The organism is Brevibacillus reuszeri (assembly GCF_001187725.1).
Taxonomy (GTDB): domain Bacteria; phylum Bacillota; class Bacilli; order Brevibacillales; family Brevibacillaceae; genus Brevibacillus; species Brevibacillus reuszeri.
Genome location: NZ_LGIQ01000007.1, coordinates 565568 through 591893, shown reverse-complemented (window position 1 = coordinate 591893; position 26326 = coordinate 565568). Strand labels below are relative to the sequence as shown.

At 47.2% G+C, this 26326-nt stretch carries 28 protein-coding genes; 6 read left to right on the top strand and 22 right to left on the bottom strand.

Translation table 11 applies throughout. The features are described from left to right. Positions 1-37: 37 nt before the first annotated feature. The 13 genes from fabG to ADS79_RS12495 form a co-directional block, all read right to left on the bottom strand. Positions 38-778: a 3-oxoacyl-[acyl-carrier-protein] reductase gene (gene fabG / locus ADS79_RS12555; RefSeq protein WP_049738729.1), complete on the bottom strand. Its 741-nt coding sequence runs from the start codon at positions 776-778 to the stop codon at positions 38-40. Then, positions 772-1722, bottom strand: coding sequence for an ACP S-malonyltransferase (fabD, locus tag ADS79_RS12550; RefSeq protein ID WP_049738728.1), 951 nt, complete (start codon positions 1720-1722; stop codon positions 772-774). Before fabD ends, fabG begins: the two co-directional genes overlap by 7 nt. Beyond that, positions 1722-2741, bottom strand: coding sequence for a beta-ketoacyl-ACP synthase III (locus tag ADS79_RS12545; protein ID WP_049739080.1), 1020 nt, complete (start codon positions 2739-2741; stop codon positions 1722-1724). Before ADS79_RS12545 ends, fabD begins: the two co-directional genes overlap by 1 nt. 5 nt (positions 2742-2746) lie before the next feature. Then, positions 2747-3751: a phosphate acyltransferase PlsX gene (plsX, locus tag ADS79_RS12540; protein ID WP_049738727.1), complete on the bottom strand. Its 1005-nt coding sequence runs from the start codon at positions 3749-3751 to the stop codon at positions 2747-2749. Positions 3752-3763: 12 nt separating this feature from the next. Next, positions 3764-4357: a transcription factor FapR gene (fapR, locus tag ADS79_RS12535; protein WP_049738726.1), complete on the bottom strand. Its 594-nt coding sequence runs from the start codon at positions 4355-4357 to the stop codon at positions 3764-3766. A gap of 167 nt (positions 4358-4524) precedes the next feature. Beyond that, positions 4525-5493 carry an ABC transporter ATP-binding protein gene (locus ADS79_RS12530; protein WP_049738725.1) on the bottom strand — a complete coding sequence of 323 codons (969 nt, stop codon included), beginning with the start codon at positions 5491-5493 and terminating at the stop codon, positions 4525-4527. A gap of 13 nt (positions 5494-5506) precedes the next feature. Beyond that, a complete protein-coding gene (locus ADS79_RS12525) occupies positions 5507-6295 on the bottom strand; it encodes an ABC transporter permease (protein WP_141261012.1) in 789 nt (262 codons plus the stop codon). A 5-nt stretch (positions 6296-6300) separates the two neighbouring features. Continuing rightward, positions 6301-7080, bottom strand: a complete 780-nt coding sequence (locus tag ADS79_RS12520; protein WP_049738724.1) for an ABC transporter permease — start codon at positions 7078-7080, stop codon at positions 6301-6303. 231 nt (positions 7081-7311) lie between these two features. Continuing rightward, positions 7312-8100, bottom strand: a complete 789-nt coding sequence (locus ADS79_RS12515) for a DeoR/GlpR family DNA-binding transcription regulator (protein WP_049738723.1) — start codon at positions 8098-8100, stop codon at positions 7312-7314. 152 nt (positions 8101-8252) lie between these two features. Beyond that, positions 8253-8423 (bottom strand): 50S ribosomal protein L32, encoded by a 171-nt coding sequence (rpmF, locus tag ADS79_RS12510; RefSeq protein ID WP_005834357.1) that lies wholly within the window; start codon positions 8421-8423, stop codon positions 8253-8255. A gap of 140 nt (positions 8424-8563) precedes the next feature. Beyond that, the gene (locus ADS79_RS12505) at positions 8564-9082 is read right to left on the bottom strand and encodes a YceD family protein (protein ID WP_049738722.1); all 519 of its coding nucleotides are present in this window, start codon (positions 9080-9082) and stop codon (positions 8564-8566) included. Between the two features lie 85 nt (positions 9083-9167). Beyond that, a complete protein-coding gene (locus ADS79_RS12500) occupies positions 9168-10235 on the bottom strand; it encodes a SepM family pheromone-processing serine protease (RefSeq protein WP_049738721.1) in 1068 nt (355 codons plus the stop codon). Beyond that, the gene (locus ADS79_RS12495; protein WP_049738720.1) at positions 10228-11025 is read right to left on the bottom strand and encodes a patatin-like phospholipase family protein; all 798 of its coding nucleotides are present in this window, start codon (positions 11023-11025) and stop codon (positions 10228-10230) included. The genes ADS79_RS12500 and ADS79_RS12495 overlap by 8 nt, the downstream gene beginning before the upstream one ends. Before the next feature lie 139 nt (positions 11026-11164). Between ADS79_RS12495 and ylbJ the strand changes: the two genes are divergently transcribed. Then, a complete protein-coding gene (gene ylbJ, locus ADS79_RS12490) occupies positions 11165-12394 on the top strand; it encodes a sporulation integral membrane protein YlbJ (RefSeq protein ID WP_049738719.1) in 1230 nt (409 codons plus the stop codon). A gap of 4 nt (positions 12395-12398) precedes the next feature. On the opposite strand, the gene coaD is transcribed toward ylbJ, so the two are convergent. Together coaD and rsmD are read right to left on the bottom strand one after the other, a co-directional pair. Then, positions 12399-12878, bottom strand: a complete 480-nt coding sequence (gene coaD / locus ADS79_RS12485) for a pantetheine-phosphate adenylyltransferase (RefSeq protein ID WP_049738718.1) — start codon at positions 12876-12878, stop codon at positions 12399-12401. A 42-nt stretch (positions 12879-12920) separates the two neighbouring features. Continuing rightward, positions 12921-13487 carry a 16S rRNA (guanine(966)-N(2))-methyltransferase RsmD gene (gene rsmD, locus ADS79_RS12480; RefSeq protein WP_049738717.1) on the bottom strand — a complete coding sequence of 189 codons (567 nt, stop codon included), beginning with the start codon at positions 13485-13487 and terminating at the stop codon, positions 12921-12923. Between the two features lie 463 nt (positions 13488-13950). On the opposite strand from rsmD, the gene ADS79_RS35665 reads away from it, so the two are divergent. After that, complete coding sequence (locus tag ADS79_RS35665; RefSeq protein ID WP_162839531.1) at positions 13951-14094, top strand: hypothetical protein; 144 nt, start codon at positions 13951-13953, stop codon at positions 14092-14094. Between the two features lie 427 nt (positions 14095-14521). Beyond that, complete coding sequence (gene ku / locus ADS79_RS12470; protein ID WP_049738715.1) at positions 14522-15490, top strand: non-homologous end joining protein Ku; 969 nt, start codon at positions 14522-14524, stop codon at positions 15488-15490. Positions 15491-15567: 77 nt separating this feature from the next. Here ku and ADS79_RS12465 read toward each other — a convergent pair whose 3' ends face one another. Next, a complete protein-coding gene (locus tag ADS79_RS12465) occupies positions 15568-16449 on the bottom strand; it encodes a cation diffusion facilitator family transporter (protein ID WP_049738714.1) in 882 nt (293 codons plus the stop codon). Between the two features lie 594 nt (positions 16450-17043). Between ADS79_RS12465 and thiC the strand changes: the two genes are divergently transcribed. After that, entirely contained in the window at positions 17044-18792 is a 1749-nt protein-coding gene (gene thiC, locus ADS79_RS12455; protein WP_049738712.1) for a phosphomethylpyrimidine synthase ThiC, read from the top strand. 19 nt (positions 18793-18811) lie between these two features. Next, positions 18812-18982: a hypothetical protein gene (locus ADS79_RS35660; RefSeq protein ID WP_162839530.1), complete on the top strand. Its 171-nt coding sequence runs from the start codon at positions 18812-18814 to the stop codon at positions 18980-18982. An 88-nt stretch (positions 18983-19070) separates the two neighbouring features. Here ADS79_RS35660 and ADS79_RS12450 read toward each other — a convergent pair whose 3' ends face one another. The 6 genes from ADS79_RS12450 to ADS79_RS12425 all read right to left on the bottom strand — a co-directional run bounded on the left by ADS79_RS12450 (position 19071) and on the right by ADS79_RS12425 (position 25245). Beyond that, positions 19071-19409, bottom strand: a complete 339-nt coding sequence (locus tag ADS79_RS12450; RefSeq protein ID WP_049738711.1) for a DUF1904 family protein — start codon at positions 19407-19409, stop codon at positions 19071-19073. 463 nt (positions 19410-19872) lie between these two features. Continuing rightward, positions 19873-20808, bottom strand: coding sequence for an ATP-dependent DNA ligase (locus tag ADS79_RS12445; RefSeq protein ID WP_049738710.1), 936 nt, complete (start codon positions 20806-20808; stop codon positions 19873-19875). A gap of 71 nt (positions 20809-20879) precedes the next feature. Next, the gene (locus tag ADS79_RS12440) at positions 20880-22238 is read right to left on the bottom strand and encodes a GerAB/ArcD/ProY family transporter (RefSeq protein WP_049738709.1); all 1359 of its coding nucleotides are present in this window, start codon (positions 22236-22238) and stop codon (positions 20880-20882) included. A gap of 12 nt (positions 22239-22250) precedes the next feature. Next, positions 22251-22484: a hypothetical protein gene (locus ADS79_RS12435; RefSeq protein WP_049738708.1), complete on the bottom strand. Its 234-nt coding sequence runs from the start codon at positions 22482-22484 to the stop codon at positions 22251-22253. Next, complete coding sequence (locus tag ADS79_RS12430; protein ID WP_049738707.1) at positions 22481-23641, bottom strand: Ger(x)C family spore germination protein; 1161 nt, start codon at positions 23639-23641, stop codon at positions 22481-22483. The genes ADS79_RS12435 and ADS79_RS12430 overlap by 4 nt, the downstream gene beginning before the upstream one ends. Then, complete coding sequence (locus ADS79_RS12425) at positions 23641-25245, bottom strand: spore germination protein (protein WP_049738706.1); 1605 nt, start codon at positions 25243-25245, stop codon at positions 23641-23643. Before ADS79_RS12425 ends, ADS79_RS12430 begins: the two co-directional genes overlap by 1 nt. Positions 25246-25383: 138 nt before the next feature. Between ADS79_RS12425 and ligD the strand changes: the two genes are divergently transcribed. After that, positions 25384-26286, top strand: coding sequence for a non-homologous end-joining DNA ligase (gene ligD, locus ADS79_RS12420; RefSeq protein WP_049739078.1), 903 nt, complete (start codon positions 25384-25386; stop codon positions 26284-26286). The last annotated feature ends 40 nt before the right edge of the window (positions 26287-26326 follow it).

Below are 26326 nucleotides of genomic sequence, written 5' to 3'. Positions count from 1 at the left end.
AAAACCAGTTTGTATGAAACAAGACTTGAAGACGTTTTTACATATACATGCCGCCGTCTACATGCAAGGTTTGACCTGTCATGTAGTTAGCCGCATCAGAAGCGAGGAACAGCACTACGGAAGCGATATCTTCTGTCTGTCCCAAACGTGCCAATGGGATTTGACTCACCAAGCCTGCTTTTACATCCTCAGGCAAAACGGCAGTCATTTCTGTATCGATAAAACCAGGTGCTACCGCATTGACAGTAATTCCACGTGAAGCGAGCTCACGTGCTGCTGTTTTGGTGAGCCCAATTACGCCTGCCTTGGCAGCAACGTAGTTCGCCTGACCGGCATTGCCCAGCACTCCAACGACGGATGTGATATTAATGATTTTGCCGGAACGCTGCTTCATCATCGGACGGGTAGCTGCTTTTACACAGTTAAATACGCCCTTCAGATTTGTCGCGATCACATCGTCCCACTCTTCTTCTTTCATCCTCATCAGCAAATTATCGCGGGTAATCCCTGCATTGTTTACGAGAATGTCAAGCGCGCCGAAATGATCAAGCGCAGCTTTGAACATTTCATTCACATCTTCCGTAGAAGATACGTTGGCACGAACCATAATCGCATCGCGCCCCATCTCTTTGATGAGTGCTACGGTTTCACTGGCTGCCGCTTCACTACCTGCGTAGTTCACCACGACATTGGCGCCTGCTTCTGCCAGTTTAAGCGCAATCGCACGACCAATTCCACGCGAAGCACCTGTTACCAGAGCTGTTTTTCCTGCTAGCATCGTACCCCTCCATCCAAAAGCTCGCTAAGCGAATCAATATCTTGTACAGAAATAATTGTCGTTTCTGCAGGAGCGATCTTCTTGATCAGACCAGCCAGTACTTTTCCTGGTCCAATCTCAACGAAGGTTGTCACACCTTGCTCTACCATCCACTGTACAGAGTCCTCCCACAATACAGGAGCACTTACCTGTTGAATCAGACTCTCTACAATGGTCGCTGCTTCTGTTACTGGTCTTGCCGTTACATTGGCAACAACCTCAATCGCAGCGTCCTTCACTGATACCTCTGCAAGAACCGCTTGCAGCTTGTCAGCAGCCGGCTGCATCAGGCTGGAATGGAATGGACCGCTCACATTGAGAGGTAGCACTCGTTTTGCGCCTGCTGCTTTTGCCTGTTCGCCTGCCAGCTTTACACCTTCAGCGGATCCAGAAATGACGATTTGACCTGGTGAGTTGAGGTTCGCAAGCTGAACCGGATGACCAGATGCCGTCACTTCCTCACACACTGCGTGAAGTGCAGCACGATCCATATTCAGAACAGCTGCCATTGCACCCTGTCCTGCCGGAACTGCCTCCTCCATGAACTGACCACGGGAGCGCACGGTTTTCACAGCATCCGCAAAAGACAATGCTCCTGCTGCTACCAGTGCGGAGTATTCACCCAGACTGTGACCTGCCACATACGCTGGTGTAAAATTCGGTTGTTTTTCTTTCAAGGCTGCAAGTACAGCAACGCTCGCTGTGAGGATTGCCGGCTGTGTATTTGCAGTCAGCTTCAATTCCTCTTCAGGACCTTCAAAGCAAAGCTGGGAAAGCGAAAAGCCCAGGGCAGCGTCAGCTTCTTCAAATACTTGACGCGCTGCCGGTGATTGCTCAGAGAGAGCTTGCCCCATGCCGACGAACTGAGAGCCTTGGCCTGGGAACACAAATGCGATTTTACCCATTATTGCTCGCTCCCTTCAGCAGCTGCAGTCGACCATTTCAGGAGAGAAGCACCCCAAGTCAAGCCTCCACCGAATCCGACGAGAACGACATGATCCCCTTCTTTCACTCGGCCAGCTTGCACAGCCTCATCCAAAGCTACCGGGATAGATGCAGAGGACATATTTCCATAACGATCAAGGTTAATCGCTACTTTTTCTTCAGACAAGCCAAAACGTTGGACTGCTGCATCGATGATACGTTTGTTTGCTTGGTGTGGCACCAAAAGATCAATTTCTTCCTTCGTGATGCCAGCTTTGGTCAAAACGGCTTCTGTTGCTGAATTCATCACGCGAACTGCGAATTTAAAGACTTCGCCGCCAGCCATCGAAAGGTAATGCAGATTATTTTCAACAGACTCGCTGGATGCCGGAATTCTCGAACCACCTGCAGGCTGGCAAAGAAGTGGACCACCCGAACCATCTGCGCCCAATTCAAAGGATTGGAAGCCGAAGCCCTCTTTCACTTCACCAATCAGAGCTGCTCCTGCACCATCACCAAATAGTACACATGTATTACGATCTTTGTAGTTTGTGATTTTGGAGAGGGTTTCTACACCAACAACCAAAACGTGTTTGTAGAAGCCATTTGCGATAAACTGAGTCGCTGTCGTGATTCCATACAAGAAGCCGGTGCATGCTGCCGATACGTCCAAAGCGGCTGCGCGCTTCGCTCCTAGTTTTTCCTGCAAGATGCAGGCAGTCGAAGGAAACATCATGTCTGGTGTCACGGTTGCGACAATAATCATATCCAATTGTTCTGCACTAATATTTGCTTTTTCCAGCGCTCTTTTAGCTGCTTCGAAAGCAAGGTCAGAAGATGCTTGTTCGGTCGAGCTGATCCGTCTTTCCCGGATACCGGTACGGGAAACAATCCACTCATCCGAAGTATCCACCATTTTTTCCAGATCAAAGTTAGACAACACCCGTTCAGGTGTGTAGGAGCCTGTAGCCAAAATTCCTACTGAACGCTTTGCATTCATCTGTTTCACTCGCTTTCTGTACGATTTTTTTGTAGCTCTTCCTGAATTACGTCGTTCACGTCCTGCTTCACGAAAAGAGCCGCACTGGCAATCGCATTTTTGATTGCCTTTTCATCAGATGACCCGTGCGCTTTAATAACGGGACTACGCAAGCCAAGCAGTGGAGCTCCACCGTACTCTGCATAATCCATCCGTTTTTTAAACCGGGACAATCCAGGTTTTAAAATAGCCGCTCCTACCTTATTAATCAGGCTGGAAGTAAACTCCTGCTTGAGCAGGGAAAAGATTGTAGAGGCTGCTCCCTCGACAGATTTAAGCAAGACATTTCCAACGAACCCATCACAGACGAGTACATCACATGCCCCCTCCATCACATCGCGCGCTTCTATGTTACCAACAAAGTTCAAGTCTGCTTCTGCCAGAAGAGGGAAGACCGCTTTGGTTAATTCATTGCCTTTTCCTTCTTCTGTTCCTACGTTCAGCAAGCCTACTTTTGGATTTTCAAACCCGAGCACTTTTTCTGCATACAGGCTTCCCATTACTGCATATTGGAGAAGGTGATGCGGTTTGGCATCCATATTCGCACCAACATCCAATGTCAGTGTGACTCTTCCTTTTACATTCGGAATATAGGCAGCCAGTGCAGGGCGCTCGATCCCTTCCATGCGCCCGGCATATAACAAACCAGCCGTCATCAGTGCACCCGTATTCCCGGCAGAGATGGCTGCATCGACGATTTTCTCACGCGCCATCTCTACAGCTACTACCAGTGAAGAATTTTTCTTTCGACGCACCGCTCGCACAGGTTCATCATCTGGTTGAATGACCTCTGTCGTAGGGACAATTTCAATGCTTGACGGTATTTCCTGCGGCAAATGGCTCCGAATAGCTTGTTCATCCCCCACCAACACCACTGTAATTGACGGGTTTTCCTTGACGGCAGCCAACGCTCCCAGCACCGTACTACGTGGTGCATTGTCGCCGCCCATCGCATCTAGTGCAATTCGCAACCGTAATTCCTCCTAACTTCTCAGGCCATGCCGCGTCTGTGACTCCGACATTCCAACTACACGGAAAGTAGCAGTAAAGACTAGCTCTCCTTGTACTTTTGTTTCTACACGCACCTTGCATTCATCGCCGTTGCGGCTCCGGACCAGAGCTTTTGCAACCAGCTTTTCGCCCGCACGCACCGGTCGAACGAAGCGAATTCTTGCTGTGGCCGTCAAAGCCACATCCGCATTGATTACTGCAACGGCCAACGAATTGGCTTGAGCAAATATGTAATGTCCACGGGCAATTTGTGTCCGTGAAAAAACGTGTTCTTCCTTAATTTCCAAAACAGAAATCGCCTGCGAATCCAGCTGTAAATCGATGATTTCACCAATGACTTCATCAATCCCCAGCGACTTTACAGGGTCGAGGCTTTTTTCTGCGACCGATTTAATCCGTTCCCTAAGCTCCGGGATGCCTAGCTCCAAACGGTCTAATCGAATGGTTTGAATGCTGACTTGAAATAACTCTGAAAGATCTTCGTCCGTCGCAAATGGGTTATCCGCCAGCGACTGTATCAAACGGGACTGGCGATCTTTTTTCGGCAAGCGGGCGATGCTCGACACCCCCTGGCAATGTCATGGTAGGTAATAGAATCAAATGAAGTACCAGACCTTGATTATGCTTATGTAATCTATGTTTGCGATCAGTTTTTAATACCTGGTACCAAAAATCAGTATAAGGGAGAAGGCTCTGAATTACAAGTAAAGTTAGAGAAAATGGGTATGCATCCCTAGCGATACAAGCGTTTGATGATTTCCTCGATTCCAGGCTCTTTCATACGGATATCCAATGGCTCGCCCCATTGCGCTACCTCCGCCAATATCCGTGGCGATGGAATTTTCCCTTTGTCATAGTAAATCGTCGCAACGTTCTCTGCAAGCTCTATTTTCTCAACACCTTCGATGAGCTCAGGGAGATTTGGAGCAAGACGATAGTCAATTTGGATCATACTGGGTAGCCCAATCCGCTTACGCAATTCCTGGATGCTTGTGTCGACCATCTTTCGGCCATGATTGATCACGATAATTCGACTGCATAGCTGCTCGATGTCGTCCATATCGTGCGTAGTCAATAGAATTGTCTTCTTTTGCGTTCGATTCACTTCCTGCAAAAAAGCTCGAATCCGCGTTTTCGCAACCACGTCCAGTCCAATGGTCGGCTCATCCAAAAACAAAATGGGTGGATTATGCAGGAGCGCAGCAGCCAAATCCGCTCTCATTCTTTGTCCAAGCGAGAGCTTTCGCACTGGCGTCTCCAAAAAATCATGCAGATCGAGCAATTCCTTATAAGTATCCATTGCCTGCCGATACGCCTTGGGATCGATTTTGTACATCGCTTGCAGGATTTCAAACGAATCGCGAACGGGCAAGTCCCACCACAGCTGTGTTCTTTGCCCAAAAACGACACCGATCTGAGAAGCCACCTGAATGCGGTGTTTTTGCGGACTAAATCCACCCACGAGCACGCTGCCTTCCGTTGGATGAAGAATTCCGGAGAGCATTTTGATCGTCGTGGATTTTCCCGCTCCATTCGGTCCGATATAGCCAACGAACTCCCCTTCTTCTATCGAAAAGGAGATGTTGTCGACAGCCTTTACCTCCCGCTTTTCACGTGAAAAAAGCGTGCGCAGGGAAGAGAACTTTCCCTCTTTGGCTTTGGTCAGGAAAAAGCTTTTCCCTACTCCTTCAGCTTTTATCATCTCAATCCTCCCCCTAACTACCCGTACTGTGATAATGTCGTATTCCAAATGCCCAAAAACGCAAGGATAAAAGCAAAGCGAGAGCGGCTACCACCGGTGTAAGCAAAGGGAAATACCAGTAATGTGTTTTACCGAGCAGCGTAAGCATCGGCACATAATTCATAAAGGCAATCGGTAGTACCGTGTAAAACATCCATTTTAACCAGCTTGGGTACAAGCCTATCGGATAATTGGAAGCATTGGCTGGTGCGTAAATCGTAAATGTCTGTAGGTCTTTGATCTGATGGGTCCAAAAGGCTGTTGCTGCTGTAGAAAGTGCGATCGAGAAATAGATCACACTGCCTGACACTATCGCTACAGGCATAAACAAGAGCAGTAACCAAATCTCTTTTTCTTGTGCAGTGAGCCCGATCATGGAAAGACATAAAATCGAGATTCCTTGCACGATTCCGCCAAGACGTGACAGATCGAGGTTTCGTGTGAGCAAGAGCAGCAGCGGGGAAACAGGACGGATGAGCAACTGATCCATTTCCCCCTGAATGATGTACTTCTCAAAATCATTGATTTCAGGTGCAAACAGCCTATACGTCGAAACGGAAACAGAGGAAATCCCGTATAAAAGTCCAACCTCGTAAATATTCCAGCCGACAACGTCATTAAAGCGATAGAGAATAGCTGACAAAATTAAAAAATCCAGAACCATAATCATCCCTGTCGTCGCAGCACTTGTTAGAAAGTTCAGCTTGTATTGCATTTGGGCACGAATACTAGCTGCCACGAGCTTACGATAAAGTATGAGCACGTCGACTATCCCCCTTGAATCTCAAGCTTGCGTCTTGCTATCGCAGTTCCTGCGAGCGCGATTCCCGTCAATACGAACGCCCAGCTCCCTTGCACGACAAGAGCAAATGGACCTGCCAGCTCCAGGTAAGTCATGACCGGATAATAAATCATGCAGGAAAATGGTAAATACGGCGCGATTTCTCCCATCACACCCGGCAGTAAATCCAAAGGAATCATTTGTCCTCCAAGTCCGAATACAAGGGAAAGCAAAATGTAGTGTGCCCAGCGAATTTCCGTTGTCCAAAAGGAGGTTAAACCAACGAGGTAAAAAAGCAGAAGGCCAATATACGTCCCGAGCAGCAACGAGAGCGCAAACCAGAGATAACCGAAGGAATGGGTTGGAAAATAGAAGCCTACAGCAAAACCTAGCAACAACCCGATCGGTAAGCTGCGGTAGCATGCATTGTAGGCAATTCGACCAAACTCTTGGCTCAGTACGTACCAAAGAAAGTGGACTGGCTTGATGAAATCCAGACTCACCGCCCCACTCCTCACACCAACCGGAATGGCAAGACCAGGCGTCAAAAAGGTCGTCATCCACAGAACGCATTGGCAAACGGCAATGTACTGACCCATCGTTTTGATATCGTAAGGACCATACACTTGTTTGCCATGCAGCACTCCCGCCCAAATGGCAATAAAAACAAGCCCAAAAATCGAGCTTGCCAGATTGTTGATCAAATGTGACAGACGATACCGAAGATTACGACGATAGCTTTTGCGGATAATCCGCCAGTAAACCATATGATCCTCCTTCTCTGGAAAAAGTCAGGAATCATAGAATAGCAGATACAGAAGGGCAATGCAATTAGAAAATCTAGCTTTGGCACGCTCTTCGGTAAAAACGGGGATTGCTCTTTTACGAAACGGGAAGTGTTTCAAATAAAAAGAAAGCCCCTCTTTTTGTGAAGGACTTTCTCTGATAAATTCACCTGCTGTCACGCTGCTTTGGCGATCACGCCAGCCAGGTGAAATCTACCCCTTATTTACCATTTGCGTCGCTATTCCAGCCGCTACAATCACTTCGACCTCGTTGTCATAGAGGGCCTTAGCCATTTCTTCGCCTGGCTCCTGGTCGGTAACAATGATATCAATCCGATTGAGACTAGCAACGCGATACAACATGCTTTTTCCAAACTTGGAGTGATCAGCTAAAATAATGACCTGGTCCGCTTTCTTCATCATTTCTCTGATCAAGTGCCCATGCTCCTCAGACGGCGAAACAAGACCATCTACAGTCAATCCACACGCTCCTACCAGAACTTTGTCGACGTGGTAGTCAGCCAGATTTTCCAGCGCGCGCGTGCCATGTACACATTGATCCTCCCCATGTACATCTCCACCCAGGAGCTTTACAAGTACACCTGGTTTGCGAGCCATGCTGGAGGCCGTTCCGAGTGAGTTGGTAATAATTACGAGCTCAGAAGTATGCACGGATTCTACAGCCATTTGGACCGTTGTTGAAGCATCCAGCAGCAGATAATCCCCCTTTTTAATCAAACGGGCTGCCGCTTGAGCAATGCTGCGCTTGCCTGTTACGTCAAGCTGCATTCGCTCTTGATACGAGTAGCTCTTCTTGTTGAGTTTAGGAAGAATGGCTCCTCCTCTTGTTCGTAGAATTTCGCCCGACTCCTCCAGCTTAACGATATCACGCCTCGCCGTGTCCCTTGAAACCCCGAACTTTTCGACTACCTCTTGAACACTAATTCGTTGGTGCTTTTGCAAGTATTGCAGGATAGCGGCCAACCGCTCCTCTTGATACATAACGATTCAACCCCATCCTTCATCTTTCCCCTTCATTGTAAGTCATTTACGTCATCTCCGCAAGCGAAATTAAGCATTCATAAGTAATGGTAAGCCGTACGCAAACACAAAAAAAGTAAGGTGATTGCTCACCTTACTTTTAGCAGCGGATCTTACTTTGCTACTTTCACGCCTTTGTAGTGACCGCAGCTTGGGCAAACACGATGCGCAAGCTTGTATTCGCTGCAATTATCGCATTTGATCATGCCTGGAATCTCTAATTTGAAGTGCGTACGACGCATTCTTTTACGGGTTTTGGAAGTTCTCCGTTGAGGTACTGCCATCTTCCTTACACCTCCTTCAACTGACAAATGCTAAGATGCTCTATAGGGTGGATAGTATAGGCGAAACGCTTATGCCATCCTTCAAAAATGAGACGCAGCCATTTAAGGAAAGGCGCCTCATCTTGAAAACAGTTAGAAAACTATTTGCTGTCTTTGAAGAAATCTGCCAAACCTGCCAAGCGCGGGTCGATTCGTTCATTCGTACAGCTGCATGATACTTCATTCCGGTTTACACCGCAAGTTGGGCACAGGCCTTTGCAATCATCCTCGCAAAGCGGGAATGTCGGCATCGCCAGAAGGAAATCCTCCTGCAGCAGCGCGTCCAACTCGATTTCATCGCCTTCAAGCGGCAAAATGTCGCTGTCTTCGTCCTCACCTAGAATCGGATCATCTTCTGGGGCAAACGTCTCAGAAAAAGAAACGGACGCATGGTGTGTAAAAGGATTCAGGCATCTTGCACAAATGAAATTGACATCGGCTTTCATCTTGCCTGTTACGTAGTAAAGATTACCGAGCTGTACTGCCTCACCCTCAGCTTCTACAGGAGTCATCCCGCGAATCTCGTGATGACGGCTTTTCAGGTCCACTTCATCCAGCGTAGCCTTAAACGGCAACGGTTCACCATTTCTACGTTCTAAATCTGCTAACTTAATGTTCATCGTCATTTCACCTCATGCACAACAAAGATGATTATAGACCCTGCCCAAAGCTTTGTCAACCATTTTTCCTTGACAGCTTATTCGACTAGGAATTTTTTGGTTTTTGGCTATTCAGGTAAGAAACAGCGTCCCCTACGTTCTTTACAGGAACAACCTTCATGTTGGTTTTTATGCGTTTAGCCGTAGCAAGCGCCTCTTCATAATTGGAGGTTGCGTCAGGCGTATCCTGCGGAGCGAAAAATATTTCTGCACCAGCATTATCTGCTGCAATGACTTTGTGATTGATTCCGCCAATTCTGCCTACCGTTCCATCCAGTGAGATGGTACCAGTACCTGCAATTTTGTAACCCTTTGTCAAATCAACACTGGTGTCCAGCTGATCGTAAATCTCTAGTGTCATCATGAGTCCGGCAGAAGGCCCCCCAATGCCCTGCGACGCTATCGTTACCGCTTTGGGAATGGTAATGCTCTGCTTGTTATCAGGACGCACACCGATGCCAACGGACTTTGATTCTGGCAGTGGTACCAAGGTTAACATCGTTTTTGCTTCTTGTCCATCTCTGAGGTATGTAATTTCAACCTGATCGCCTGCGCTCTTTTTGGCAAGTGCCTGGAGTAGATCCTTTGCTTCTGTTGTGCGGGCTCCGTCGACGGATGTAATCACATCACCGATCTTTAAGACTTGCTTCGCTGGCAGCCCCTCCAAGGTCCCCATCACCCACACACCTTGCTTCTCTACCTTGACGTCATATCCCGCCAGACGAAAAGCGACGGCTTCGGCAATTTTCTGCGAATTATCCATGACTGCTTGTTCGCGTCGGACAAAATCTTCGCTATTCTCTCCTTTGCTTACAACCAGTTCTTTTGGCATTAGCTCTGCATCGGATGCGACATGTGCATAAACATACCACGCTAAATTCGCTTCCCCCATTCGAACAGTAGTCAGCATGAACGAGCCTGTCTCGTCCTTTTTTCCACCCTCTACATTTATCATCGGTCCAAGCTCAATCGCTGAGCCTGGTCGCGTTACATAATAATTTGTGGGTATAAAAAAAGAAAGTCCGAGCAAGATCGAAACCAGAGCAAGCGTCCAGCTAAAGCCTCTTCTACCCTTTGGCCTCCGTTTATGAGCATAAAGCTGATTCTCACTCATGTTCTACCTCCCATTTTGCAATCAATTCTTGGATGTGTTCCGCATGTGCTTCGCCTGCACGTTCTCCCTGCTCCATAATTTCTTCGACGCCGGAGTAAGCGATACTGCTATAGTGTCCAACATCCGGCCGAATTACGAGATCAGCCGCAATGATCCTGTGGCGCAATATCTCTCTTTCCATGACATCAATCGTTTGGGCAATGACATCGAATATAGAGCTTACCTTCATCGGCGTATCCACCTGTGCAACGTCTACTGCAATGACGATATCTGCACCCATTTCACGGATAACCGTAACCGGCACCCGATCAATCACGCCTCCATCCACAAGCAACCGGTTGCCGACTTTTTCCGGCACGAAAATACCTGGGATGGAGATGCTTGCCCTCACAGCCTGATCCACTGGTCCATCGCGAAACACGACTCGTTCTCCCGATTCAATATCGGTAGCTACAATCGCAAGCGGCTTGTTCAGCTCCTCAATTCGCTTGCCATGTGTGAGGAGACGAATGAGCTGCTTGATTTTTTCTCCCGCTACAAAACCGAGTGTGGGAACTGTAAGGTCGAGCCAATGCTTGCGCTTCAAATTCTGGGCAAGCTTCCCCATCATATGAGGGTCAATTCCATTTGCGTAAACCGCTGCAATCAGGCTGCCCATACTACTTCCTGCCAGCATGTCAATTTCGATTCCTTTGGCCTCTAAAGCTTTGAGAACACCAATATGCGCAAACCCACGGGCGCCACCCGAACCCAAAGCAAGCCCCACGATTGGTTTACGTTTCGTTACCATGGCAACATCCCCCCTGCTACCAGCGTATGTAAAGAAATCCGAATCCTTTCGCAAGAACAAGATACAAGCTCACGCATAGTTTTCTTGTCTCCCACGTAGACATGTACTATCTATCTCGTCGTTGATTCAGGAGGAGTCCATGTCACGCCATTCTCCGATTCTTACGCTGTTGTTTGCCATTGCTGCCCTTGCGCTCGTCTTCTCTCTGGTTTTCTTTTCTCAGCTGTCATTTGAAGCTGCAGTCCGAGGCTTAAAAATTTGGTGGGAGGTCGTATTTCCCTCTACCCTCCCATTTATCGTCCTCTCAGAGATTTTAATGGGCCTTGGCGTCGTTCATTTTATGGGAGTCTTGTTGGAGCCTTTTATGAGACCTCTGTTCAGCGTTCCCGGTACAGGCGGCTTCGTGCTCGCAATGGGTTTTTCCTCCGGGTATCCGGTCGCAGCCAAACTGACTACAAGGCTCAGGCAACAAGGAAACATTACGAAGGCAGAAGGCGAGCGTCTCGTATCTTTCACGACCACAGGCGATCCCCTGTTCGTAATCGGCGCAGTAGCCATCGGATTTTTTCACAGCGAGCAAATGGGCGTAGTGCTTGCTACCACCCACTATTTCTCTGCCGTTCTGATGGGAATCCTGTATCGCTTTCACGCACCATTTGCGACCGTAACCAAGCCCTTGGACAAAACGAATCTCCCTTTGCCGTTGCGAGCGCTTCAAGCCATGCACCGCGCGCGTTTGCGAGATGGTCGTGCTTTTGGCAAGCTCATGGGTGATGCCGTCCAATCCGCGCTGAACACGCTTTTTATGATCGGCGGCTTCATCATTATCTTCTCTGTGTTAATTCAACTCTTCGCTGCCATTCACCTGACGACCTTTATCAGTTCGATTTTAACCATTTTTCTTGGGCCCTTGGGCTTTCCACCCGCATTTTCCCAAGCGATCATATCCGGTTTGTTTGAAGTGACGCTGGGCGCTCAAGCAGCCAGTGTCGTTCCAGACAGCATATCCCTCGTCTGGAAAGCAGCCATAGCAAGCGCCATCCTCTCATGGGGTGGGCTCAGCGTACACGCGCAGGTTGCCAGCATTTTGAGCGAGACAGATATAAGGGTCGCTCCTTACTTGCTTGCCCGTTCGTTACACGCCTTTTTGGCAGCAATACTCACGTTTGTGTTCTGGAAACCTCTCTCTCAAGTCAGCAGTTGGTTTTCCGAAAGGAGTATACCCGTTTTTACTCCTGTCACCTCTGGAATACCACAAGCAAGCTGGTGGGAAACCTTCGCGTTTTCTGGCGCTGCCGCAGTAGGGATCGCAGCATTGCTACTCATCGCAAGCGTTTTGACACGTCAACTGATTAGCCGTCGCTCCTGAGGCTCTATTCGCTCAGTTTCTTTTTCAGCGCTTGCTCGACGACTGGCGGAACCAAATCCGCTACACTTGCATTGTATTTGGCTACTTCCTTTACAATACTCGAGCTCAAATATGAATATTGGTTATTCGTCATCATGAAAAAGGTCTCGATTTTTTCATCAAGCTTCTTGTTGATCGATGCTACCTGCATTTCATACTCAAAGTCCGAAACCGCGCGCAAGCCCCTGATGATTACATTGGCACCGCGCTCGTTCATGTAGTTAATCAAGAGCCCATTAAATGAGTCTATTTCTACATTGTCCATGTCAGCTGTAGCCTGGCGCAAAAGCTCCACGCGCTCCTCCACGCTGAACATGGAATTTTTTTTGGAATTAATGAGGACAGCTACAATCACCTTATCAAACACTTTTGAACTGCGGGCAATGATATCGAGATGCCCATAGGTTACCGGATCAAAACTTCCTGAGCAAACAGCAATTGTCACATTGCATCCTCCTCTCACTTCATCCCATACGTTTATGTAGTCTTACGTTTCGGGATCAGCCTCATAATAGTACAAGGTAACGGCAGTATCTCCATATGTCGAAGCTCGGTCCCTCACACATTTTCCGATGACTTCGGGAAACTGGTCACCGACATCATGTTCTGCCACAATCCAAGCACCATCAGCGAGCAGCCCCAGTTCTTGCAGCAGGTTGATCTCTTCTACAATCTTCTGATTGGCGTAGGGCGGGTCTAGGAAAACTAGTTCAAATGCTTGATCCCGCTTGCCTAATGTGCGAATGGCTCTATCCGCGTCCATCCGGTAAAGCTCTGCATGATCATCCAGTCGACATGCTGTCACATTTTGTTTTACTACTGCAAAAGCCTTAGTATCTCTTTCGACAAAAACGGCTCGCTCAGCGCCCCTGCTCAAGGCTTCAATGCCAAGACTGCCTGTTCCTGCATACAGGTCCAGCGCCCAGCCCCCGTCAAAATAAGGGCCGATCATATTAAAAATCGACTCTTTTACTTTATCTGTGGTAGGACGTGTACCCTTTCCTGGGACAGCCGCCAGCCGTCTTCCTCTGTGTTCTCCAGCGATGACTCGCATACAAATTCTCACCTGTCAATTTAGTTATGTATGATGCCTTTTTCTTCATGATAAAAGAATGATTTCATACTATCACAACTGCAAACTGCCGTAAAATTCTCGGATGGAAATTTTTTGCGCTTCTTTCGTATACATGACGTAAATATTGGAAAGGATGATGGATAGCGACGTAACGGTGTCGCTGACAACCGCGGAGAAGACTTACGTTTCCCCATAAGCTCTTCCTCCGGTTTCTCCTCTCCCATAATTGAAAAGCAGTTCACTTTTCGCGTGCGGCGTGTCTGATAGGAGCATTCCGTGCCATCGCTCCCACTACGGGAGGAGTTGAACTGCTGCCCCTTCGTCTTTTTGGCGATGGGGTATTTTTTTATTCGTTGCCAGCTTTCGCTCAAGATTCACCAGCGGTATTTCTGTAATTACGAAGCATACTACCTACATATTGCCTAAAGGGGGACGCAGCGTCATGGCGGAAAAACAACCATCAGAACAAAAGCTGAAGGCAGCGAAAGCCCAATCCATTGCAGATCGCACAGGTGTTGGCAGCGAGAGAGCACGAGAAATGCAGTCCGAGGCGGACCAATCTGACATCGTAAAGCACGGGCAATAGACACATGTAGAACAAAAGCCAGCCGAAACGTAGGTTACCGGCTGGCTACTTTCATTTGTTTCATGATGGATTGGACCTATTCGCCACAGCTTTTTTCAAAATCCGAATATCTACATCGTGTGCCTTTGCTAAATCCTGCAGTTCTTTGTAAACTACTTCTTTTTCCGTATAATGCTAATATCTGTTGATTCATGTGGAGCTTCAAATCCGTCGCTATCTGTCCCATCTGAACAGATAAATTCTCAACCAAACTCCTCATCTCTTCCATCCCGCTCCCCCTCTAAAACAACAAGAGTACTGGATCATAGAGCCTCTTGTCCAATTAGTTTTTGCAATCCTTTTGCCACTTGTAATCACCTTCATTTCCCTCGCCAATTCGCCCTGTGATGGCAAATACTAATATAAATGAACGGCCAGGAGGGATCTCATGCATACGGTTTGGAAAGGCTCCATCAGCTTTGGACTCGTAAATATTCCGGTGCGGATGTTTACTGCTACGGAGGAGAGAGATATCCGCTTCCGTCAACTGCATAAGGAATGTCATACTCCGATTAAATACGCCAAAATGTGTCCGCATTGCGAGCGTGAAGTCGACGCGAGTGAAATTGTTCGAGGGTACGAATACGAAAAAGGGCACTTCGTCATGATTGACGACTCTGACTTGGAGGCTATTACACCCGAAACCCGCCGAGCTATCGAGATTCTCGATTTCGTCGACTTGCAAGAAATTGACCCGATTTACTTTGACAAAAGCTATTTTCTCTCCCCACAAGAAACAGGCGAGAAAGCCTACGCTTTACTGCGAGCCGCTATGGAGCAGTCAGGAAAAATTGCCGTAGCACAAGTAACCATGCGTAATCGTCAAAGCCTGGCAGTCATCCGGCTGTACGAGCATTGCATCATGCTGGAAACGATTTACTATCCAGATGAGGTTCGTCCGGTTAGTCAAGTACCTGCCCTTCCAGAAGCAACTGTCACCTTGGCTGAGAATGAACTGAAAATGGCTACGGAGCTAATTGGGAACATGACCATTCCTTTTGAGCCGGCAAAGTATGCAGATGAATATCGCTCAGAGTTGCAAAGCTTGATTGAGAAAAAGCTGGAGGGGCAGGAAATTACGACCGCCCCAACTGTAGCTCGTGCTAACGTCATTGATTTGATGCAAGCACTCAGGGAGAGTCTGGAGACAACCGCTGGACAAGGAGCCAGTCCCGTAAAGCTCGAGCCAGAAGCAACCCCAGCTCCACCACCTGCCAAAGCAAAACCGAGTAAAAAACGGGCCACTTCCTCGAAAAAAGAAGCTTCCCCACCTACAAAAACGACTACAGGCACTGCCACATCTACATCCACTTCTACAACCAAAACCTTGCGGCGCAAAAAAGCTACACCTGTCTAGCTCGTCGCCTATCGCTGATGGATAAAAAATGGAGCCATGAACGAAAAAACCTGTCCACTTACGGACAGGTTTTGATGCTATCTCTCGGCGATGCTTTGATCTGGTTCAATGTGGATATGCACGGTGTTTATTTTATGCACTTTTCGCATGCGAGCTTCAATTTTTTCGGTGATGGTGTGGCTTTGCACGACATTGAGGTCTGGGTCAACATGGATGACGACATCTACCAGCACACTGCTGCCATGATAACGAGCCTTGATATCACTAATTTCCGAAACCCCAGCAATATCGCCAATCGTCGCGCGCAAATCCTCTAAATGAGTTTGGTCAAAGCCATCTGTTAACCGGTGGGTCGCTTCTCGAAAAATGTCCCAGGCTGTCTTTAAAATAATCAAACCAACTACAAATGCTGCCAATGGATCGAGCCAAAACATTTGAAATTGTGCTCCCGCAATTCCTACAAAAGTTCCGACGCTGACCAGAGCATCCGAGCGATTGTCTGCTGCGGCAGCTTTTACCGCCTGGCTATTCGTTTTCTTGGCTAGATCTCGGTTGTACCGATAAACAAAGACCATCAGGACTGACGTGGCAAGTGCTGTCCATCCTGCAAGCATGTCAGGTGCTGACTCACGTGTATGAAATAAGGATGATACCGCATCTGTAACAACCTGAATCCCTACAAAAAGCATAATAAAGGACGCAATTAGCGAAGAAATCGTCTCTGCACGGAAATGACCGTAGGGATGGTCTTGATCCGGCGGCTTTCTTGCAATCCGTAACCCAATTAATACAGCAACTGAAGCAACTACATCCGTCGAGTTGTTTAAACCATCTGCCATCAAAGCTTCAGAACTTGCATACAAGGCAATTCCTATTTTTAAAGCAGCACAGAAAATATAGGCAATAATGCTAACCCATGCTCCTTTTTCTCCCTCTTTCAGATTGGAATACACATCCACACTGCATCACCTCAAAAAAATCTCTATACCCATCGATAGGAGCGGAAACAAACCATTTTTCTTGGTTTTCGATTTCCGAACTTCATAGTATCAGACCCACTTCGTGTGGGTCTACAGAAACAGTTTTAGTCCGAGTCATGACTATGGATAGGGGGAAAATGTGTTGCGCGCCGGCAAATTTATTTTTAAAAAATTGCTTGAAATTGGAAAGACGAATCGGTATGCTATTCTTGCAAGACATAATCATAAAAAGCACGGGAGCTTGGGATTGACCAGGCTGAGAGGATGGCTACGTTGTCATCGACCGTTGAACCTGAACTGGGTAATGCCAGCGGAGGAATTGTCATATACGACATGAAAAGAGGCGTGTATTTTTTGGATACCCGTTTTCTTCTCTACTCTCGCGTCTGGCGTCGCATGCTCCCATGCGGCGTTTTTTCGTACAGATAGGAATTGCTTCCTTCCTATCCGGTATAGGTACAACCGCGGCTCCGCCATCTGGCATGGTGTAGCAGGTTTACGAACAGCGCGATGGATTCTTTCGCCTCCCCAAAAGGTTCTCGCTACGTGCAACCATAACAAGGAGGTTTTTTAATGTTTTCCATTCCAGCTTTTCCAGGTAGTCGTAAAGTTTATGAGACAGGAAGCCGTCCCGACATTCGTGTACCTATGCGGGAGATTACACTCCATCCCACTGATGGCCCCTTTGGCCAGACCCCTAACCCACCGCTTCGCGTATACGACACGAGCGGAGAATACACTTCACCGAGCTACTCGATTAACATCAACACCGGACTCCCTTTACTTCGACAGCAATGGATTTTAGAGAGAATGGATACAGAAGCATATTGCGGACGAGAACCTCAGCTGCGTGACGATGGTCTCCACGCTGAAGCCAGCCGGGCTGTACCGCGATTCGTGCGGGAAGGATACGAGCCCCTTCGTGCGAAATCAGGAAAAAACGTGACACAGCTCCACTATGCCAGACAAAATATCATTACCCCTGAAATGGAGTACATCGCGATTCGAGAAGGTGTTCCCGCTGAATTTGTCCGTTCAGAAGTGGCGAGTGGGCGTGCCATCATACCCGCAAACATCAATCACCCTGAAGCTGAGCCTATGATTATCGGTCGCCATTTTCACGTGAAAGTCAACGCCAATATTGGTACATCAGCTGTCAGCTCCTCGATGGAAGAAGAAGTAGAAAAAATGATGTGGTCTGTGCGTTGGGGCGCTGATACAATCATGGACCTTTCCACGGGAAAACACATCCATACTACCCGAGAGTGGATTATTCGAAATAGTCCTGTACCCGTTGGAACGGTTCCAATTTATCAGGCGTTGGAGAAAGTGAATGGCAAAGCAGTGGATTTGACATGGGAAATTTACCGTGACACGTTGATCGAGCAGGCAGAACAGGGTGTTGACTATTTTACGATCCATGCAGGTGTCCTGCTTCGCTATATCCCGATGACCGCCGAACGTGTAACGGGAATTGTTTCTAGGGGTGGTTCTATCTTAGCGGCGTGGTGCCTCGCTCATCACGAAGAAAACTTTCTGTATACCCATTTTGAAGAAATATGTGAAATTCTGAAAGCCTACGATATTTCTGTCTCACTTGGAGATGGACTGCGCCCTGGCTCTATCGCGGATGCCAATGACGAAGCCCAATTTGCAGAGCTGGAAACATTGGGTGAATTAACGCGAATTGCCTGGAAGCACGATGTTCAGGTAATGATTGAAGGACCTGGGCATGTACCGATGCACCTGATCCGCGAAAATATGGATAAACAGCTGGAAATATGCCAGGAAGCCCCCTTTTACACATTAGGACCCCTGACGACAGATATCGCACCCGGCTATGACCATATTACTTCGGCTATTGGAGCTGCGATGATCGGCTGGTTCGGCACGGCGATGCTCTGCTACGTAACGCCAAAGGAACACCTGGGGCTCCCGAATAAAGAAGATGTACGCAACGGGCTGATCGCCTATAAAATCGCCGCACATGCAGCTGATTTAGCCAAAGGGCATCCTCGGGCGAAGATACGAGACGACGCTTTATCCAAAGCCAGATTTGAATTTCGCTGGAAGGATCAATTTAACTTGTCCCTTGACCCTGAGCGAGCACAGGAATTCCATGATGAAACGTTGCCAGCGGAAGGCGCCAAAACCGCTCACTTCTGCTCGATGTGCGGACCCAAATTTTGCAGCATGAAAATCACGCAGGACATCCGTAACTACGCTCGCGAAAAACAGGAAGGCTCAGATGCCTTAATCAAGGCAGGGTTAAAGGGAAAGGCGCAGGAATTTCGGGAACAGGGCAGTAATCTATACACGTAACAAGACTGGGGGCATCAAAATGAGCGAGACGATCCGATTGCGCGAAGAAATCAGTCGTTTACAGTCTGAGCTGGAAAAACACCAGAAGCTGCTACATCAGCTACAGAAAAAGTGTGTACATGATTTTCAAGTGACTGTTCTAGCACGTACATGCACCAAATGCTTACGAACAGAAAGCCTCTATTATTAATAACTAGCCCTGGGTTATCTTCAAAATTAAAAATGGTCGATTTCCTCACAACGAGGATTCGACCATTTTATATAGAAACAAAAAAATTTTATCGAACCAGCTCAACCTGACCTCGTTTCAACGGAACGCCTTCCTTATAGTAGAGAGTAGGCGATAATATAACGAAGAAAATGTGAGCCTGACGAATGTCATGCTCTTCTAGAATGTCGTTCATCATAGCCGCGATTGCATCATGCTTCTCCTGCTCTCTTTCAAACATGAGAATTTCCACTGACGAGGGACTGTTCGTGATTTGCTCCACAACCAAAAGCTCAATTTTTACTTTTTCTTCAGCGACGTCCGCGATTCGAGCAAATTGCTCGATAATGACTGGAGACATGACTTTCACTTTATCCTTATCCATACCTTTAAACCGTAGAAAAGGCAAGTCGATCCCTACTTTCCTGTTCCAATGATCTGGAATGCTCGAAAAGCAAACCTTTACGATAATCGTTACCCTAGTAATTATAGAATATTTATAGATCAATTGAAATAATAAGTAATGATAGTGAACGAAATCAGAATTGTCTTCAAAAAAAGGGCCATATCCGAGAATTAAGCCCGACTTCTGAGGTGTGGTGGACGTACCACTCCAGACGGGAACTCATTCAACCAGATATAGCCCATGAGATATCAATAAGTATGCTTGCTTCCTCCTAATGAGTAACAGGTATAGGAGCTAACAAATTTAGTATATAACGAATATTGATACATTCGCAACAAAAAAGTTTCTAATAATCCCAAATCTTTTCTTCCCAGAAAGTGGCAGGGTAAACCGAAATCGTTTCAAAAATAAAACATCCCTTAATCATGAGGGATGTTTCGGATTCGCTCTGTTCCTCCATGCAAATCTACTCCAGTAAACAGTGATCAACAGGTATGTCTACAACCGCTTGAATACTTGGCTGGCGTAATGTATAGCCTTCTGTCCATTCAGCGAATTGGACCTTAACCGCTACCTTTGGTTTTAGCCACACAGCACCTTTGAGCCTCGCCGGTTTATTTTCAAAGGGCATTTCATGCTGTATCAGAGGCACAATCCTCTCTGTCAAAGCTCTCCAGTCATCTCGCGTTAGCTTGCCTGTTCCAGCATGGCCAATATAAAACAGGCGCCCTTTGGAGTCGTACAGACCTAACAACAGAGAGTTCACAATGTTATCACGCAGTGTAACTCCCCCAACTACAGCTATCGTGTCACGATAATATTTTTTCTTTTGCCACTGCTTCTCTTTCCCGCCAATAATATACTTGCTGTTAAGATCCTTCATAACGATGCCTTCCATTCCGTGCTGCTCAATGACCTCATACAAAGCCTGTCCACTATAATGATAGTCAACCAATTGGACATAGTCGTTAGGAGTAATCATTTCAGACAGTAAATTGGCGCGTTCCCGCAATGTCCGATCGATTGTCCACTCCTTATTAATGAATAAGACATCAAATATCATGTAAGTAATGGGGACAAGCTTTTGTGCCTGACTGACTTTCTCCAATCGCCTAATCCCATCGCGTCGCATCACTTCATGGAAGGACGGTTTTCCGTCCGATCCGAGTGCGATCACTTCCCCATCCAAGATCACGGAGTGCGCATTACAATATGTTTGTATGTCGGCCAACTCAGGATATTGGTGAGTCCGCTCATTTATTCTTCGATTGTATAAACGAGTCTCCTTGCCATCAAAGTAGGTTAAAATTCGAACGCCATCCCATTTCACTTGAGCGATCCAGTCCGGCCCCTTGGGGATTACTTCACAGCTAATTGGCTCCATCGGAATGATTGGGTTCATTGTTCACCTCAGAAAAAAGAAATGTAGGATTCATCTTATCCTTCTCTTTACGAGAGCCCCTTTTTCATTCTTCATTGGCGAAATGTTCCCATCTTCTTGGCCTGTCCCAGCTTTTGCTTACCGTGGTTCAGGGCTTGCATCTCCCCATAGCTGGCAATCAGAGCAATAAACAAGAAAAAAACATACACAATGGCCGTTAGAAAGCCCGCCACGGCGGATTTGTCTACAAACAAGTCGCCAATGACAATCGTGAGAGCACAGCCCCCCAAGGCAATGGCACCACTCCATACCATTACGCGGTAAAAGCGATAGAGCTTTGTGCCTTTTGGTATACTTTCTTGCGCAGTCATTTTTCGATTCATTCGGGCGTGAATGTACAAAAATAGCAGTAATGGAACCTGTACGACGAGTACGATAATCGGTAAAGTGTAGCTAATAAACGTATCAAAGTCTTGCACGCGAGGAAACGCTAGCAAGGAAGTAGCGACCAAAAACCACCCGCTTGGCACATTGAAGGCATTATAATGCTGCTGGCCACCAAAGGAACCGATGCATACAAGAAAGGCCAGATAGGCCACGATCACCTTGATCGTAAATGCCGGAAACCACAAGCTAAACAGGATAATCTCGATTCGATCCAAAAAGTCGGTAACGTGAATTTGCTGGACCAAAATAAAGATCGGGAAATTTAGCCTGCTGGCAATCGCAAATCCCATGACCCCTAACAAAATGAGCAGCAGCATGGTCACTGTGAATCCAACAATTAATACTCCGTGTTTCATGGCCGCAAAAAATAGGCGGGGATGTGTCGAGGCGTGAAGAAAAGCTCCGAATAACAGGATGTCACCATAAATCCCAAACGGCAACAGATTACTCGCAAATATCCGCTCCAAATCCGTGCTTAAAATAGGTTCGAGCCGTTCCACACTGTATTCGTTTCCGAGCAGAAAGTAGAGCATCATGGACAAAACAAAATAGGCAGGGAAGTAAATCTCGTTTACCCTCGCAGCAACCTCCAGACTCGTTCTTCCGTAATACATCATCAACAGAACAAAGACGATCAGAATAATTTCTACCGGCGTTCGTGGCAGCAAGGTTTCACGAAAGAACTCGGATGCGCCTTTGATATCTAAGATAAGGATGATCCAAATATAGCCAAGCAGGATGAGATTGATGGCTCCCCCCACCCATTTGCCGCATGCAATAAATAAAATTTCAAACAAATTTTTCCCAGGATAGGCTCTTGATAATTCCGCCAAAACAAAGGAAACAACAATCGCAAAGTAGACTGGGAGAATTTGGGAGAACCATGCGTCCATTTTGCTCACCGCTACGATTTTGTGCAAGGAAGAAATCATCATGGCTGTCACCAGAACACTTCCTACTAACCAGGCGGTCTGTCGATGATTGATGACCTGCTTGTGGATCATAAACTTCCTCCTCTACAACAACTGTTCGATCCATCTTTTTAAAGGAGACACATACAAAGACAGACGACCGAACGGTAAAATCTGATTGTACTGAAGCTGCAGACAAACCACGAATGCGATCGTACACCCATACAGAATAAAGATGATCACCTGCTGTTTCCGGGGCATCCTTTTTCGTTTTCGGAGAAACATGAGAACGGATACGATGAGCAAGCCACAAAAAATCAAGAGAAAGATTCGATTCATGAATGATCTTCTTCCTTCATTATGTTCTTTGTCGTTTGACCAATGTCTACGACTTGTACTTTGCTTTTGATTTGATACGTAATCTTCGGTATTTCCTTGTCCCACGTACTTCGATATTTTTCCTTCCACTCTTTCGGGAAATTGCGTGCCAATACAATCCCGAGACCGATTGTATCGGATTTCGTCTGTTTGATTTGCTCCATTACTTTTTTCACATCATTTTTTATTTGCTGGGACAGTTTGTCTTCCAGCAGCTTGCTGTTAACCTCTTGGCTAAGATCCAGACTGGAATGGTTTTCGGTAACATAAGCTGAGCCGTGCACCTCAATATTGAAATGGATATGCCCACCTGCAAAGCTTGGATTCACTTTAGCTCTTGCATTTTGAAAAGAAATGCTCAATATCTTTTTGGGACCTAGGTTTACATTCATCGTTAATGGCTCCGTGCGATGAAACCAACGAAGCCCTGCCATCTCATAGTTTGTATAAGTAGCAATTAGCTTGTCCTTTCGAAACGTTCCGATCCCGACAGACTCGAGCTCTTTTGATTTTCCCTTCGGATGTGTATCGACCGCAGCAAAAATGGGCAAAAATGCATCGACACCCGGCGTATTTAACATTTGCGAAATATCCTTGATCGTAACCGGAATCGACTCTGACTTAACGATTTCGCGAATCGCTTCCCCCGAAAAACGCTCAAACTGTGGCTCTGCGTTCAGCAAATCAATCGCTCTTCCTTTCGTCATCACGATGTATGCAGTCAAACGATTCTCCGGAAAGCGGGATACAATATCGAGCGCATCGCTAAAGCCTTCCTTTGCCAACTTCTCACCGATCACGACAACCCGGTGGTGAGCATAATAAAGATGCCTTGACATCCTAGACTGGATCGTGTTGTTCGCTTCGCGTATCGTCGTCCCTACCGCTGAATCAACGTAAAAACTTTTTCCCCCGCTTTTCCCTCCTCCTCCTCCTCCAGATGGCCCACCCAGATTACTTACCAGGGGAACTTGTACTGACAAGCGGTATGAGCCATTCGGTTCTTTATCCATCGCCATCGCGATAACAATCGCCATATCATTGACCTCTCTGCGATCCCAACACCCTCCTATGACAACCAAACTAAGTAACAATGCCATCATCCAGGGAATCCGCATCACGTTTTCCCCTCCTCATTTGAACTGCTCCTTCCCACCGTCCCTTTTCCGCCCCCCCTACTTTGAAGTTGATCCGCAAAGCCAGTATCCATGCGTCTTGCGTTTTGAACTCCCAAGAAGCTTGGCCTTTTTTCGTTATTCGACCAGGGTGCCCGAATGAGCGTGTCCTTCAAATCTCCGACAGACATCGGTGCCAGCGGGGAGAGATACGGCACGCCAAAGGAACGAAGGTTAGCCATATGCCCTAAAATAATCAAAGCCATCACCAGGATTCCATAAATACCGAGAATCGAGGCGATAATCATTAATGGAAAGCGAAGCATCCGAAGGGCAATCGCAGCATTAAAATGAGGGATGGTAAAAGAAGCAATACCTGTGATGGACACAACGATGACCATTGGAGCTGAAACAATCCCCGCCTGCACAGCCGCCTGCCCTACAACGAGGGCCCCGAGGATACTGACGGCCTGACCTACTGTTTTGGGTAATCGAATCCCCGCTTCTCGTAGCGCCTCGAATGCCACCTCCATGATCAATGCCTCAACTATCGCCGGAAAAGGAATGGCCTCCCTTGCAGCAGCGATGCTGAGCAGCAGGGTCGTCGGCAGCATCTGTTGATGGTAGGTGGTGATTGCAACATAGACGGCTGGAGTCACCAATGAAATAATTAGAAACAGATAGCGTAGCCACCTTACGAGAGTAGCCATTTGAAAACGCTCAAAATAGTCTTCATTTGCTTGCATGAGCATAAAAAATGTCGTAGGCACGATCAATACCATTGGCGTGCCGTCTACAAAAATGGCTACGCGACCTTCAAGCAAGGCAGCTGCAACTGTATCAGGCCGCTCTGAGTACATCACTTGTGGAAATGGCGAATACGTACTATCTTGAATCAGCTCTTCGACATAGCCACTTTCCAGAACGGCGTCAATGTCAATTCTGTCAATCCGTCTGGAGACCTCCTCCACAACCTCCGGATCGGCAATTCCGTCTAGATAAGCGATGACCAGGTTTGTATTTGTCTCACGTCCAACCACCGCAGATTTCATTTTTAAACGCGGTGTTTTCAGTTTGCGTCGCAGCATAGAAGTATTCGTGCGGATATTCTCGATGAAGCCTTCACGAGGTCCGCGAACAACCGCTTCCCCTTCTGGCTCGTTAACGGATCGTTTTTCTGCGCCACGTATCCCGAGCGTAAGTGCCTCTTTATTCCCTTCCACCACAATTGCTGTATCACCAGAGAGTACCGCCTGAAGCAGTTGTTTATATTCATTGACACGCGTGATTTGTGAGACTGGCAAAAGCTTTTCCTCGATGATGCGAACGTTCTCGTCGCCATCCTCTAGCACCATCAGCGCTTTTAGTGCTTGATTGACTTCGGCTGTATCAATTAAACCATCCACAAAGACCGCTATCGCCACAACACTGTTTTTTTGCTTAAACTCGCGGATGACAAAATCCGAGCAATCGGCAAACAACTTTTTCAAAAAGGCTGTATTGTCTTCGATCTTGGGAAAGATCGGAATGCCCTCCAGATCCGTCAAACTACAGGCATCTATAGACTCTATCAGCTCTTTTGTCTTGTCTTTGCGCTTGAAATCCATATCCTCACCTGCCACTGGAAAGCTAACCGTATTATGGATGATTCAGGTAAAAGCTATGCAAGAAAGCGCTCGTCTTACATAATCTTCGCGTTAGTGGACAAAGTAGGGGCAAATCATTTCGGAAAGAAGGGGCCGATCGTGGCAGCACCAACCAAGGAGTACGAGCTAAGCATTGGCGGGCATACCTTATCGATTACCAATCCCTATAAACCACTTTGGCCCGATGCGCAAGTGAACAAGCTGGACTACCTCCGCTACTTGATGATTGTGGCAAAGCCGATGCTGGCCTATGCCAAAGATCGTCTATTGACCGTTATTCGCTATCCTCATGGCATTTTGGACAAGCATTTTTATCAAAAAAACGTACCCGACTATGCTCCTTCCTGGATTCAAACCCACACGTGGGAAAAGGTGCGTTATGTTTTATGCAACAATGAGGCTACGCTTATATGGATGGCGAATCAGGCCGCCCTGGAGTGGCATGTTTCATTTCACCTTGCGAACAATGAGATTCCGACTGAGCTGGTTTTTGATCTTGATCCTTCTACTGATGATTTTTCCATCGTGAGTAAAACTGCCTTGCTGCTCAAGGAGCTGCTGGATGAACTCCGCTTACCCGCTTATGTCAAAACGTCGGGCTCGACCGGCTTGCAAGTCTATATCCCCATCGAGCATCGCTATACGTTTGAGCAGACGAGAATGGTTGGCTATTTTGTAGCCTCATATTTAGTAAGCAAGCACCCAGAAATGCTCACGATCGAACGAATGATTAAAAACAGAGGCACCAAGCTTTATATCGACTATTTACAGCATTGGCGTGGCAAAACCTTGCCTGCTCCCTACTCTCCACGGGCCAGAGAGCACGCGACCGTCTCTACACCGCTGCGCTGGGAAGAGGTGCCCACGATTCACCCTACAGATTTTACGATTCATACCGTTCCCGAGCGATTGCAATCTATGGGTGACCTCTTTGCACCTGTTTCCCATCCGGAATATCAGGCTTCTCTTGATTCCGTTCTTTCCTTTTTACAGTCGCACTAAGCTGTAGTTGGAATCCGCCCTCTGGTTTGTGCTATACTGT

Coding starts and splice junctions, on each gene's coding strand:
- ADS79_RS12515 (WP_049738723.1), bottom strand. CDS start 8,100: ATGTATCAAGAGGAGCGGTTGGCCGCTATCCTGCAATACTTGCAAAAG.
- ADS79_RS35660 (WP_162839530.1), top strand. CDS start 18,812: ATGAGCGAGACGATCCGATTGCGCGAAGAAATCAGTCGTTTACAGTCT.
- ADS79_RS12495 (WP_049738720.1), bottom strand. CDS start 11,025: ATGGTAACGAAACGTAAACCAATCGTGGGGCTTGCTTTGGGTTCGGGT.
- ADS79_RS12430 (WP_049738707.1), bottom strand. CDS start 23,641: ATGCGGATTCCCTGGATGATGGCATTGTTACTTAGTTTGGTTGTCATA.
- ylbJ (WP_049738719.1), top strand. CDS start 11,165: ATGTCACGCCATTCTCCGATTCTTACGCTGTTGTTTGCCATTGCTGCC.
- ADS79_RS12530 (WP_049738725.1), bottom strand. CDS start 5,493: ATGATAAAAGCTGAAGGAGTAGGGAAAAGCTTTTTCCTGACCAAAGCC.
- fabG (WP_049738729.1), bottom strand. CDS start 778: ATGCTAGCAGGAAAAACAGCTCTGGTAACAGGTGCTTCGCGTGGAATT.
- ADS79_RS12440 (WP_049738709.1), bottom strand. CDS start 22,238: ATGATCCACAAGCAGGTCATCAATCATCGACAGACCGCCTGGTTAGTA.
- thiC (WP_049738712.1), top strand. CDS start 17,044: ATGTTTTCCATTCCAGCTTTTCCAGGTAGTCGTAAAGTTTATGAGACA.
- ADS79_RS12505 (WP_049738722.1), bottom strand. CDS start 9,082: ATGAACATTAAGTTAGCAGATTTAGAACGTAGAAATGGTGAACCGTTG.
- ADS79_RS12500 (WP_049738721.1), bottom strand. CDS start 10,235: ATGAGTGAGAATCAGCTTTATGCTCATAAACGGAGGCCAAAGGGTAGA.
- ADS79_RS12425 (WP_049738706.1), bottom strand. CDS start 25,245: ATGGATTTCAAGCGCAAAGACAAGACAAAAGAGCTGATAGAGTCTATA.
- ADS79_RS12545 (WP_049739080.1), bottom strand. CDS start 2,741: ATGAATGCAAAGCGTTCAGTAGGAATTTTGGCTACAGGCTCCTACACA.
- rsmD (WP_049738717.1), bottom strand. CDS start 13,487: ATGCGAGTCATCGCTGGAGAACACAGAGGAAGACGGCTGGCGGCTGTC.
- ADS79_RS12445 (WP_049738710.1), bottom strand. CDS start 20,808: ATGAACCCAATCATTCCGATGGAGCCAATTAGCTGTGAAGTAATCCCC.
- ADS79_RS12435 (WP_049738708.1), bottom strand. CDS start 22,484: ATGAATCGAATCTTTCTCTTGATTTTTTGTGGCTTGCTCATCGTATCC.
- ADS79_RS12520 (WP_049738724.1), bottom strand. CDS start 7,080: ATGGTTTACTGGCGGATTATCCGCAAAAGCTATCGTCGTAATCTTCGG.
- ku (WP_049738715.1), top strand. CDS start 14,522: ATGCATACGGTTTGGAAAGGCTCCATCAGCTTTGGACTCGTAAATATT.
- rpmF (WP_005834357.1), bottom strand. CDS start 8,423: ATGGCAGTACCTCAACGGAGAACTTCCAAAACCCGTAAAAGAATGCGT.
- ADS79_RS35665 (WP_162839531.1), top strand. CDS start 13,951: ATGGCGGAAAAACAACCATCAGAACAAAAGCTGAAGGCAGCGAAAGCC.
- fabD (WP_049738728.1), bottom strand. CDS start 1,722: ATGGGTAAAATCGCATTTGTGTTCCCAGGCCAAGGCTCTCAGTTCGTC.